The organism is Bradyrhizobium sp. 2TAF36 (genome assembly GCF_052114925.1).
GTDB classification, from domain to species: Bacteria; Pseudomonadota; Alphaproteobacteria; order Rhizobiales; family Xanthobacteraceae; genus Bradyrhizobium; species Bradyrhizobium barranii.
Genome location: NZ_JBFRFR010000064.1, coordinates 1 through 12,149 on the forward strand (window position 1 = coordinate 1; position 12,149 = coordinate 12,149).

General features: G+C 66.5%; 12 protein-coding genes. 4 read left to right on the top strand and 8 right to left on the bottom strand.

The features are described from left to right. The 4 genes from AB4Z51_RS31440 to AB4Z51_RS31455 all read left to right on the top strand — a co-directional run. The coding region (locus AB4Z51_RS31440; RefSeq protein ID WP_441498696.1) for a UDP binding domain-containing protein at positions 1–260 on the top strand (260 nt) is incomplete at its 5' end. Between the two features lie 116 nt (positions 261–376). Beyond that, a complete protein-coding gene (hrpB, locus tag AB4Z51_RS31445; protein WP_085398212.1) occupies positions 377–2,854 on the top strand; it encodes an ATP-dependent helicase HrpB in 2,478 nt (825 codons plus the stop codon). A 259-nt stretch (positions 2,855–3,113) separates the two neighbouring features. Then, a complete protein-coding gene (locus AB4Z51_RS31450; RefSeq protein WP_085398211.1) occupies positions 3,114–3,626 on the top strand; it encodes a TIGR02281 family clan AA aspartic protease in 513 nt (170 codons plus the stop codon). A 209-nt stretch (positions 3,627–3,835) separates the two neighbouring features. Next, the gene (locus AB4Z51_RS31455; protein WP_085398210.1) at positions 3,836–5,335 is read left to right on the top strand and encodes a phosphomannomutase/phosphoglucomutase; all 1,500 of its coding nucleotides are present in this window, start codon (positions 3,836–3,838) and stop codon (positions 5,333–5,335) included. A gap of 177 nt (positions 5,336–5,512) precedes the next feature. On the opposite strand, the gene AB4Z51_RS31460 is transcribed toward AB4Z51_RS31455, so the two are convergent. From AB4Z51_RS31460 to AB4Z51_RS31495, 8 genes are all read right to left on the bottom strand, one after another. Further along, positions 5,513–6,022, bottom strand: coding sequence for an Lrp/AsnC family transcriptional regulator (locus tag AB4Z51_RS31460; protein ID WP_014491365.1), 510 nt, complete (start codon positions 6,020–6,022; stop codon positions 5,513–5,515). A 97-nt stretch (positions 6,023–6,119) separates the two neighbouring features. Then, positions 6,120–7,043: a sugar kinase gene (locus tag AB4Z51_RS31465; protein ID WP_085398525.1), complete on the bottom strand. Its 924-nt coding sequence runs from the start codon at positions 7,041–7,043 to the stop codon at positions 6,120–6,122. Positions 7,044–7,056: 13 nt separating this feature from the next. Then, positions 7,057–8,001, bottom strand: a complete 945-nt coding sequence (nudC, locus tag AB4Z51_RS31470; protein ID WP_085398524.1) for an NAD(+) diphosphatase — start codon at positions 7,999–8,001, stop codon at positions 7,057–7,059. A gap of 9 nt (positions 8,002–8,010) precedes the next feature. After that, positions 8,011–8,430, bottom strand: coding sequence for an HIT domain-containing protein (locus AB4Z51_RS31475; RefSeq protein WP_085398523.1), 420 nt, complete (start codon positions 8,428–8,430; stop codon positions 8,011–8,013). Between the two features lie 254 nt (positions 8,431–8,684). Next, positions 8,685–9,812: a muconate cycloisomerase family protein gene (locus AB4Z51_RS31480; protein WP_441498697.1), complete on the bottom strand. Its 1,128-nt coding sequence runs from the start codon at positions 9,810–9,812 to the stop codon at positions 8,685–8,687. Then, positions 9,809–10,564 (bottom strand): SDR family NAD(P)-dependent oxidoreductase, encoded by a 756-nt coding sequence (locus tag AB4Z51_RS31485; protein WP_085398521.1) that lies wholly within the window; start codon positions 10,562–10,564, stop codon positions 9,809–9,811. Before AB4Z51_RS31485 ends, AB4Z51_RS31480 begins: the two co-directional genes overlap by 4 nt. Further along, positions 10,564–11,370, bottom strand: a complete 807-nt coding sequence (locus tag AB4Z51_RS31490) for an amino acid ABC transporter ATP-binding protein (RefSeq protein ID WP_085398520.1) — start codon at positions 11,368–11,370, stop codon at positions 10,564–10,566. Before AB4Z51_RS31490 ends, AB4Z51_RS31485 begins: the two co-directional genes overlap by 1 nt. Then, positions 11,367–12,029, bottom strand: a complete 663-nt coding sequence (locus tag AB4Z51_RS31495; protein WP_441498698.1) for an amino acid ABC transporter permease — start codon at positions 12,027–12,029, stop codon at positions 11,367–11,369. Before AB4Z51_RS31495 ends, AB4Z51_RS31490 begins: the two co-directional genes overlap by 4 nt. Between the last annotated feature and the right edge of the window lie 120 nt (positions 12,030–12,149).

A 12,149-nucleotide genomic window follows, 5' to 3' on the forward strand; every position in this document is an offset into this window, starting at 1 on the left:
ATCCCGTCGGCATGGAGCAGGCCAAGGGCGAGCTGCCGAACATCACCTATTGCGAGGACGCCTATTCCTGCGCGCAAGGCGCCGATGCGCTCGTCATCGTCACCGAATGGGTGCAGTTCCGCGCGCTCGATCTCGGCCGGCTGAAGGCGRCCATGACSCAGCCCGTCGTSGTCGATCTCCGCAACRTCTACCSKCCCGAAGASATGSAAGCCGCCGGCTTCACCTACGAGAGCATCGGCCGTCCGCCGGTGCAGGGCTGACGGTCCACTGCCGCAACGATTTCGTCATGGCCGGGCTTGTCCCGGCCATCCACGTCTGTTTCTAGTCGAAGACGTGGATGCCCGGCACAAGGCCGGGCATGACGAATGGATAGGCCTTGCCCCGCAGCTTCGACACGCCCCTCCCGATCGACGCCGTGCTCGACGACCTCTCGCGCACGCTGGAGGTGCATAACGCCGCTGTGCTGGTGGCGCCGCCCGGCGCAGGCAAGACCACGCGGGTGCCGCTGGCGCTGCTGGATGCGCCCTGGGCCGCGGGCAAGAAGATCATCGTGCTGGAGCCGCGGCGTATCGCTGCCCGGGCGAGTGCCGAGCGCATGGCCAAGTCGCTTGGCGAGCGCGCCGGCGAAACCGTCGGCTACCGCGTCCGCTTCGGCTCGAAGATCTCGCGCGCGACGCGCATCGAGGTGGTGACCGAGGGGATCTTCACCCGCCAGATCCTCGACGATCCCGAGCTCTCCGGCATCGCGGCCGTCCTGTTCGACGAATTCCACGAGCGCTCGCTCGATGCCGACATGGGCCTCGCGCTGGCGCGCGACGCGCAAACCGGCCTGCGCGAGGATCTGCGCATCCTCGTGATGTCGGCAACGCTCGACGGCGCGCGCGTGGCAAAGCTGCTCGGGGAAGCGCCCGTTGTCGAGAGCGAGGGCCGCGCCTTTCCGGTCGAGACGCGCTATCTCGGCCGCAAGGCGGATGCGCCGGTCGAGCGGCAGATGGCGGATGCGATCGCGTCCGCGCTGCGCGCCGACAGCGGTTCGGTGCTGGCGTTCCTGCCCGGCGCCGCCGAAATCCGCCGCACCCAGAATTTCCTCAGCGAGCGCGTCCAGGATGCCAGCATCGAGATCGTGCCGTTGTTCGGCGCGCTCGACGCTGCCGTGCAGGACCGCGCGATCGCGCCCGCGCCGAAGGGCACGCGCAAGGTGGTGCTGGCGACCTCGATCGCGGAGACCTCGCTCACCATCGAGGGCGTGCGCATCGTGGTCGATTCCGGTCTCGCCCGCGTGCCGCGCTACGAGCCCGACATCGGGCTGACCCGGCTCGAGACCGTGCGCGCTGCGCGTGCGGCGGTGGACCAGCGCCGCGGCCGCGCCGGCCGCACCGAGCCCGGCGTCTGCTACCGGCTCTGGGATGAGCCGCAGACGGCCTCGCTTGCGCCCTACACCCAGCCGGAAATCCTCAGCGCCGACCTCTCCTCGCTGGTGCTCGACCTCGCGCAATGGGGCGTCGCCGATCCTTCGGCGTTGTCATTCCTCGATCCGCCGCCGCTGCCCGCCTGGAAAGAGGCGAAAAGCCTTCTCTCCGAGCTCAACGCGCTTGATGGCGACGGCCGCATCACCGCCGAAGGCAAAAGCCTGCGCGCGCTGGCGCTGCCGCCGCGGCTGGCGCGCATGATCGTGGATTCGCATCGCGTGGGCAGCGGCGAAGCCGCCGCCGAGATCGCGGCCATCATCACCGAGCGCGGGCTCGGCGGCGACAGCGTCGATCTCGAGTACCGGCGCGACCAGTTCCGCCGCGATCGCTCGCCGCGCGCCGCGAGCGCGCGCGATCTCGCGCGGCGCTGGGCTTCGCAGGTGGCGGCGTCGGAGAAGGCCGCAACCGGACAGGACGATCTCTCGACCGGCCTGATGCTCGCCTACGCCTTCCCGGACCGTGTCGCGCGCAACCGCGGCAATGGCACCTTCGTGCTCGCCAATGGTCGCGGCGCCGCGGTGGAGCAGACCTCGTCGCTCGCCCGCGCGCCCTACATCGCGATCGGCGAGATGACGGGCACGGCGGCGAGCGGCCGCGTTCTGCTGGCAGCGCCGATCGGCGAGGACGACATCGAGCGGCATTTCGCCGAGCATATCGAGACCGTCGACGAGATCTCCTTCGATCGTGGCGCGATGGCGCTGCGCGCGCGGCGCAAGCGCGCGCTGCATGCGATCACACTGTCGGAGGCAACACTCGCGGTGTCGCCTTCGGAGGACACCGCGCGCATCTTAGCAGATGGGCTGATTGCCGCAGGTCTCGACCGGTTGCCCTGGTCGAAGGCCGCAAAGCAGTGGCGCGACCGCGTGATGTTTCTGCGCAAGGCCGAGGGCGACAGCTGGCCCGATTTGTCCGACGACGGACTGATCGCGCGGCGCGACGACTGGCTGGTGCCGGCGCTCTACGACAAGATCGCACTCAAAGACATCTCGGCCGGCGATCTGTCCGACGCGCTGATGGCGCTGCTGCCCTGGGAGATGCGCGCAAGGCTCGATCGCGAGGCGCCGACGCATTTCGAGGCGCCGACCGGCAGCGTGCTCGCGATCGACTACGAGGCCGAGCAGGGGCCGACTATCGCGGTGCGGCTCCAGGAATTGTTCGGGCTCAACACCCATCCGTCGATCGCCGCCGGCAAGGTGCCGCTGGTGCTGGAATTGCTGTCGCCGGCGCAGCGCCCTGTGCAGGTGACGCGCGACCTCCCCGGTTTCTGGCGCGGCAGCTACGCCGCGGTACGCTCCGACCTGCGCGGCCGCTACCCGCGCCATCCCTGGCCGGAGGATCCGGCGAGCGCGCTGCCGACCCGGCGGGTCAAGCCGCGCGGGACGTGAACCGCAAGTAGACCCTCATGGTGAGGAGCGCGGAACGCGCGTCTCGAACCATGCAGGCCCAACTTTCGCCCGCGGCCATCCTTCGAGACGCCCGCCGTTGGCGGGCTCCTCAGGATGAGGATCTGTCGTACTGGCGACACTGCGCCATTAACCCTCCGCTCATCCTTTTCGTCAAAATAGCGGCGCTCTGACCGCAGCGTCGCTCGCGGCCAGACGTGTCGCGTGGTGAAATCGAGCTTTCCGGCTCGGAAGTGGTGTGATGCGTAACATAATGATCCTCGCGGCCATCATGATCGGCCTCGGCACGTTCATGGCGCAGATGGCGGACAGGATGAGTTCCGCCTCCGCGACGTCAGCGCCGCGCACGACGATCACGGTTGCTGCGACGGCGCCGGCCGGTGGGCGCAGCCTCGCCATCTCCCGCGATGGCCGTGGCCATTTTCAGGCCGAAGGCCGCATCGACGGCCAACGGATCGGCTTCATGATCGACACCGGCGCCTCCGTGGTCGCGCTGAACGAGAGCTCGGCCGCCCGCTTTGGCCTCCGTCCCTCGCGCGGCGAGTACAACGCCACCGTCTCGACCGCCAACGGCACCATCAAGGCGGCGCGCACGCGCATCGCCATGCTCGAGGTCGGCGGCCTCGTCGTGCGCGACGTCGACGCCATGGTGCTGCCGGACGAGGCTCTGTCGGAGAACCTGCTCGGCCTCTCCTTCCTGTCCCGCCTCAAGCGCTTCGAATACGCCAACGGCCAGATGGTGCTGGAGCAGTAAGCCGCCTCAAAGGCGCTCACCGCGCCGACGAACGGTCGTTCGCACGGATTTTTTCAGGACGGCATTGGCGGAAGTCTCGCGCCGGGCCGCGTTTTCCCGTTACCAAACTGCCGCAATTATAAGCCATAAGCTGCCATTCCCGCCTTCCGCTGCGGCCCGGCATTCGCTAAGGCTGCATCAATTCCCGCCATTTTCACGAGACCGTCTCAATGTTCCCCAAGCCGAAATCCGTCTTGTTGCCCAACACCTATGCCTTCGAATCCGAGCCGATGGTGAAGGCCACGGGTTTTCGCGAATACGACGCGCGCTGGTTGTTCCAGAAGGAAATCAACCTGATGGGAATCCAGGCGCTCGGCATGGGGCTGGGCGCGCTGATTGCGGAGCTCGGCGTCAAGCAGGAGATCGTCACCGGCCATGATTTCCGCGGCTATTCGGCCTCGATCAAATATGCGCTGATTTCCGGCCTGATGGCTGCGGGCTGCAAGGTGCACGATATCGGGCTCGCGGTGACGCCGATGGCCTATTTCGCGCAGTTCGATCTCGACGTGCCCTGCTGCGCCATGGTCACGGCCTCGCACAACGACAACGGCTGGACCGGCGTGAAGATGGGCGCCAACCGCCCGCTGACCTTCGGCCCCGACGAGATGACGCGGCTGAAGGAGATCGTGCTCAACGCCGAATTCAAGAACAAGGCCGGCGGCTCCTACCAGTTCCACGAGAATTATCCGGCGCGCTATATCGCCGATCTCACCGGCCGTCCGAAGCTGACCCGCAAGCTCAAGGTCGTCGCCGCCTGCGGCAACGGCACTGCCGGCGCGTTCGCGCCGCAGGTGCTGGAGGCGATCGGCTGCGAGGTGATCCCGCTCGACACCGAGCTCGACCACACCTTCCCGAAATACAATCCGAATCCGGAAGACATGGAAATGCTGCACGCGATCCGCGACGCGGTGCTGCATCACAAGGCCGATGTCGGTCTCGGCTTCGACGGTGACGGCGATCGCTGCGGCGTCGTCGACAACACCGGCGAGGAAATCTTTGCCGACAAGGTCGGCGTGATGCTCGCCCGCGACATGTCGGCGATCCACAAGGATGCGCATTTCATCGTCGACGTGAAGTCGACCGGTCTGTTTGTCACCGATCCCGTGCTGCAGAAGCAGGGCGCCAAGGTCGCCTATTGGAAGACCGGCCATTCCTACATGAAGCGCCGCACCCACGAGACGGGTGCGCTCGCGGGCTTCGAGAAGTCCGGCCACTTCTTCTTCAACAAGCCGTATGGACGCGGCTACGACGACGGCCTGGTGTCGGCACTCGCGATCTGCGACATGCTCGACCGCGCGCCGGGCAAGTCGATGGCCGATCTGAAGAACGCGCTGCCGAAAACCTGGTCGTCGCCGACCATGTCACCGCATTGCGCCGACGAGACCAAATACGGCGTCATCGACCAGGTGGTGAAGCATTTTGAAGGCTTGCAGGCCAAGGGCGCCAAGATCGGCGGCCAGGCGATCCGCGATCTCGTCACCGTCAACGGCGTACGCGTCACGGTCGAGGACGGCAGCTGGGGCCTGGTGCGCGCGTCCTCCAACAAGCCCGAGCTCGTCGTCGTGGTCGAGAGCCCGGTCTCCGAGCAGCGCATGCACGACATGTTCGAGATGGTGAACAGCGTGCTCCGCACGCATCCCGAAGTCGGCGCGTACAATCAGACGATTTGAGGGGCATCAGGGAGCACAACCCGCGCCGCAAATCTCCGCTGTCATGCCCCGGCTTGACCGGGGCATCCAGTACGCCGCAGCTTCTCCGTATCCAATCGCCGCCTCTGGAATACTGGATCGCCCGGTCAAGGCCGGGCGATGACAGCTTCCTTGTGGTGAGACCTGAGAACTAAGCCTCTAAGCCGCCACCACCGCCGGGATCGGCAGCGCGGTGACCGACTTGATCTTCTCCATCGCGAAGCGCGAGGTGACGTTCTTCAGCGGCACGGCGCTGATCAGCTTCTTGTAGAACACGTCATAGGCCTGCATGTCGGCGACCACGACGCGCAGCATGTAGTCGACGTCGCCGGCCATGCGGTAAAATTCCATCACCTCGGGCATGGCACTCACGGCCTCGGCGAACTTCTTCAGCCAGGCGTCCGAATGGTCGGCGCTCTCGACTGACACGAATACGGAGATGCCGAGCCCGATCTTGTTCTGGTCGACCAGGGCGACGCGCTTCAGGATCACGCCGTCGGCCTCGAGGCGCTGGATGCGCTTCCAGCAGGGGGTCGAGGACAGCCCGACGCGGTCGCCGATCTCGGCGACGGAGAGGGACGCATCCTCCTGGAGCACCATCAGAATCTTGCGGTCGATGGCATCGAGGCGGCGGCTRGTCTCGGGGAGTTGCACGGCGAGGTCAGTCATTTGAAGAACTTTGTTCCATTTCAGGGGCTGATTTCCCTGATATAGAGAAAATCTTTCCACGGCAAGCCTATAATCTCGGCGTAACAGTGGAACTTCTCTAGAGCCTGCCTCGTAAAAGCTCTTCAACTTCAACGCGTTGTGGGGCGGCCATGCCGCCACCGTGGCGGGTGCATTTCAGCGCTGCGGCGGCCGCGGCGAATCGCAGCGCCTCCCGCACCTCCGCGCCCTCGGCGAGGCCAAGCGTGAAGGCGCCATGGAAAACGTCGCCGGCCCCGAGCGTATCGACCGCCTGAACCGGGAAGGCCGGGGTCTCCTCCAGCTTGCCCGCCTCGTTCAGCCAGATCGTGCCGCGCGGGCCGCGCGTGGCGGCGAGAAGGGCCGGCGTCAGCCCTGCCAGGCGCTTCAATGCCTCGCCGTCATCGGCGACACCGGCCGTCTCCTGCACCTGGTCGCTGGCGAACAGCACGTGCGAGGCGGCCGTGAGCAGGCCGTCCTGCAACGACATCGCGCGATCGACGCCGACGATGACAGGAATGCCGCGCCGTCGCGCCTCGGCGCAGAGATCGATACAAAGGGCGCCGCAGCGGCTCTCGACGAGGACCGCCCGGCAATCGGCGAGCAGCGCGTCACCGTCCGGCAGCTTCACGCTCCACAGGCCGGGATCGCGATAGATCGTCAGCGTCCGCTCGCCCGAGGGCTCGATCAGGATCGCGGAGACCGGCGTGGTCAGGCCGGGCACGCGCACCACGTGCGTCGTGTCGATGCCTTCACTGGCCATCTGTTCGAGAATGAAGCCGCTCGACGCTTCCCGTGCATCGCCCATCGGTCCTGCGAAGGAGACCCGGCCACCGAGCCGCGCGATGGCGATCGCAGCATTGAGCGCGTTGCCGCCGCAGATCTCGGCGAGATGCGTGGCGTTGGCCTTGCTGCCGCGCGCGGGCACGGCCTCGACGCGAAAGGTGAGGTCGCGCACGGGAATGCCGATGCAAAGGATGTGCGGCGCGGTCCCTGATATGGCCACCGGCGGCCCCAGCTTACGCGCCGGTCTTGTCGTGCACCCAGCGGCCGAGCAGGTGGTGGGCGATCGCGAACGGATGCGGGCCGGCGAGCCCGTCCGGATGCGTCCGCGTCAGCATCAGCGCGGCCTCCTCGCGGGTGAACCAGCGCGCGTCCTCCAGCTCGGAATGATCGACGACGACGTCCTCGTTGAGCGCCCGCGCGCTGCAGCCGATCATCAGCGACGATGGATAGGGCCAGGGCTGCGTCATGTAATACTGCACGTCGGTGCAGCGGATTCCGGATTCTTCGAGGATTTCCCGGCGTACCGCGTCCTCGATGGTCTCGGCGGCCTCGACGAAGCCGGCGAGACAGGAATACATCCCCGGCGGGAACTGCTTCTGGCGGCCGAGCAGGCACTTCTCGCCGGAGGCGACCAGCATGATCACGACGGGATCGGTGCGCGGAAAGTGCTCGGCCTTGCAAGCAGGGCACTCGCGCTTCCAGCCGCCTTCCTTCATCGCGCTCCGCGTGCCGCAATTGGCGCAATAGCCGTGGCGCTGATGCCAGCTCACCATCGACTTCGCCATCGCGATCGCCGAGAGCTCGCCGGGCGGAATCGCGCCCTGCATCGCCATGCCGCGCAGCTCGGTGACGGTGTAGTCCTCGCGGCCGATCAGCTTCTCGGCCGCCGCCTGCGACATCCCCATGCCGAACACCGCGGCGCCGTCGCGCAGGCCTAAGAAGATCGTGCCGGGGTTGGCGCCGCATTTCAGCGCCTCGTCTACTCCCAGCAGCGCGCGCGCCTTGTCGCCCTCGCGCTTCACCAGCAGCGAGTCGCGGTAGACGACATAGGCGCGCGACAATGGCTTCTGCTCCATCGCGAACAGCTTTTCGTCGTCGCGGCGCAGATGCGCGGCGCGATCGAGGACGTTGGTGACGAAGGCCGGCTGTCCCAGCGGAAACGAGTCGAATGCTGACATTTCTTGTTCTCAACCCAACCAGATCTTGCGGCGAAGCGCGCTGATGAAAGTCTGCACCTCGGTGGCGTCATGCGCCAAGGGCTTCATCACGCCCCAGACCGGCCGCGGCCATGCAGCGTCGCTGGTCCGGCGTGCGATGATGTGGACGTGAAGCTGCGGCACGAGGTTGCCGAGCGCGGCGACATTGAGCTTGTCGCATTTGGTGATCTCTTTCAGCGCGCGCGAGACGCGGGAGATCTCCGTCATGAGTTGCGCCTGCTCCACCTCGTCGAGATCGATGATCTCGACCGCATCGGGTCGCCGCGGCACCAGCAGCAGCCAGGGATAATGCGCGTCCTTGATGACCAGGACCTTCGAGAGCGGCAGGTCGCCGATGTCGATGGTGTCCTCTTTCAGGCGGGAGTGCAGCGACCAGGCGGGTTCAGACATATGCGTTTCCGGATGGCCCGATGGGGGCGGGCTTGTTTGGCCGGACCATACGATACGGAGTTAGCTAGGGGAAGGTTAGGGACCGCGGGGGCGGCATGCTCCGCTGTCGTCCCGGGGCGCGCAAAGCGCGAGCCCGGGACCCATAACCACAGAGAGAAGTTTGGCGAAGATGCGTGGTGACCAGCTCGCGCGACAACCCCTCCCTGTGGTTATGGATTCCGGGCTCGCGCTACGCGCGCCCCGGAATGACGAACTCACGCCTCCGCAAGCACCCGCGCATTGGCGCGGACGGAGGCCTCGCTGACGCGGATCCCGAGGCCCGGGCCGTCGGGCACCACGACATGGCCGGCGCGGTTGGCAACGCGCTCTTCCAGCACGTCCTCGGTCAGCACGTGATGCGGCATGTAGAATTCGCAGCCGAGCGAGATGCCCGGCGTTGCCGCGATCAGCTGCGTCCCGGCGGCAAGCCCGATGCCGCCCTCCCACAGCGTGCCGCCATAGCCGGGCAGGCCGGCGATGTCGGCGATCGCCATGATCGCCTGCGCCTCGAACAGGCCGCCGGCTTTCATCAGCTTGATCGAGACGGCATCGGCGGCTTCGCGGCGCACCACCTCCATCATGTCGCGGCGGTCGAAGCAGCTTTCGTCGGCGAGAACGGGTGTTTCCAGCGGCGCGGTGAGCTGCGCCATCACGTCGAGATATTTGCGCGGCACCGGCTGCTCGATGAAGGTCGGTGCGAATTCCTCGATGTCGCGCAAAATCTTGATCGCGCCGAACGGCGCCAGCGCCTGGTTGTAATCGACGCGCAGATCGACCTTGTCGCCGAATTCCTTGCGGATCGCTTCGAGATGATCGAGATCCTCGCGATGCGGCTTCACGCCGGTCTTGACCTTGTAGATGACGTTGCCGTCCGGAACCATTTTTCGCATGCGTTCGAGATCGGCGGCGAAATCGGGATCGGCGATGGAGAAGGAGAGGGGAATCGTGTCGCGCACGCGGCCGCCGAGCAGGTCGGCGACCGACAATCCCGACGACTTGCCGACGATGTCGAGCAGCGCCATCTCGATCGCGACCTTGGCCTCGGCATGACCGACCAGCGCGCGGTCGAGCTCGGTCATCAGCGCGCGGATGCGGCGCACGGGTTTGCCGAGCACGATCGGCCGCAGATAGATGTCGAGCGCGGAGAAGGCCGCTTCCGGCGTCCCCGTGAACACTTCCCACGGTGCCGCCTCGCCCCAGCCGATCACGCCGTCGCTCGCGGTGAGCTCGATCAGCACGCGCTTCACCGTGCCCTTGACGTTGCCGACGCCTTGGAGGCGCGCCATCTTGATCGGGCTCTCGATCAGGAACAGCCTGATGCGTTCGACGGTTGCTTCGGTCATGTCAGGCCTCCATTGACGTGCCAGACCTGGCCGGTGACGTAGGACGCCTTCGGTGATGCCAGGAAGGCGATGATCTCGGCCACTTCTTCCGGCCGCCCGCGGCGGCGCATCGGGATCAGCGCCTCGGTGGTGGCGATCTGCTCGGGCGAGAGCCGGCTCTCGCTCGGCTTGTCCTTGATGATGAGGCCGGGTGACACAGCATTGACGGTGATGCCGTCTTTTGCGAGCTCGATCGCGGTGAGACGCACCAGCGCTTCGAGCGCGGAGCGGCTTGCCGCCGTTGCGGCAAAGGGTGCGAATTCCGGCCGGATCGCATGCGCGACGAAAGAGGACACCGCCACGATCCGCGTATCGCGCCCGGCACGCAGCAGCGGCAGCGCGGCGTCGACCAGCCGCGTGAACGCCAGCGCCGATTCGTCCATCGCCTGCCGGAACTGATCCGCCGGCGTGCCGATCGCGCTGCCGCGGCGGGCATGACCGCCGACCAGGATCAATCCGTCGAGCCGTCCGAAAACGCGTTGCGCGGCGGCGACGGCGTCGGTAACGGCTGCTTCCTCGGCGAGATCGCCGAGGCATTTTGCGACGGCGGCGCCTTTCGCTTCGGCTTCGGCCGCGGCGGCATCGAGACCTTCCGCGTTCGAGCGGGTGTGGAGCAGCAGCGCGGTGCCGGGGGCCGCGAGCAGTTTTGCGGTGGCGCGGCCGATGCCGCTGGCGGCACCGGTAACGAGATAGGCGCGATCGATATCAGGCATCACGGTGCTACGTTGGCCGGCGGCAACGCGCCGGTGCGGTGGAAATGGCTGAGGAAGGCGCGCGTCGCGGCTTCCTGCGGATTGTCGATCACCTGCCGCGCCGGACCTTCCTCGACCACGACGCCGTCGCGCATGAAGATGAGGCGGTCGGCGACCTCGCGGGCGAAGGCGATCTCATGGGTCACGATCACCATGGTCATGCCTTCCGAGGCCAGCCGCTGCATGACGGCGAGCACCTCGCCGACGAGCTCGGGATCGAGCGCCGAGGTGGCCTCGTCGAACAGCATCACGTCCGGCTCCATCGCGAGCGCACGTGCGATCGCGACGCGCTGCTTCTGCCCGCCGGACAGCGTCGCCGGATATTGGTCGGCCTTCTCCGCAAGGCCCACCTTGGCAAGCTGCGCGCGCGCGAGCTTCTCGGCGTCCGCCCTGGCCATGCGGCGCACCGTGACGGGCCCCTCCATGACGTTCTGAAGCGTCGTCATGTGCGGGAACAAATTGAAATGCTGGAACACCATGCCGGTGGTGGTGCGGAATTTGGCGAGTGTCTTCACGTCCGGAAGCTTGGCGCCTTCGCCGAATTGGAAGCTTGTGTCGCCGACGCGGACGCTGCCGCCGTCGGGCACGACCAGCAGATTGATGCAGCGGAGCAGTGTCGACTTGCCGGAGCCGGATGGGCCGATCAGCGCCACCACGCCCCCCTTGGCCACGTCGAGGCTGATGTTCTTCAGAACCTCGTTGCTGCCAAAGCTCTTGCGAAGGCTGCGGATCTCGATCTTCGAAGTGTTCCTGGATGGCTCGCTCATTCGCTGACCGCCAGTCGCTTCTCGCCGCGGCGGACGATGATGGTCAAGGGAATCAGGATCGCCGCATAGGCGACCGCGACCGCGGTGTAGGTCTCGAGCGGCCGGTAGCTGTCATGGGCGGCGACCTGGCTCTGGTAGACGAGGTCGGGCACGGCGAGCACCGAAACCAGCGAGGTGTTCTTGAACTGGATGATCGACTGGTTCATCAGCGCCGGGATCATGCGCTTGATCGCTTGCGGAAGCACGATGCGCCGCATGCTCTGTCCCGGCGTCATGCCGAGCGCGGCGCCGGCTTCCGACTGGCCTTTGTCGATCGAGATGATGCCGCCGCRGATGATCTCGGAATAGAACGAGCCGCCATAGAGCGAGAGTGCGAGCGCCGAGGCCGTGATCGGCGTCATCTCGACGCCGGCCAGGATCGGCAGCGCGTAATAGAACCAGATCAGCTGCACCAGGATCGGCGTGCAGCGGAACGCCTCGATGAAGGTGAGGGCGAGGAGACGCACCGCCTTGAAGCGCGACAGGCTGCCGAACGCGCCGAACAGGCCGAAGACGAGACCGAGCACGACGATGACCACGGTGAAGCCGACGGTGACGCCGAGCCCGTTGAGAAAGAGCCAGCGATAGCTCCAGAGGATGCCGAAGTCCCACTGATACATGCGTGCGTTACTTTTACCCGATGTCAGTTCAGAAACTTGTCGTCATGCCCGGGCGTAGCCGTCCGAAGGACGGCGTCGCTTCCGCTCGCCTATGTCCCGGGCATCCACGTTCTTGGTGCC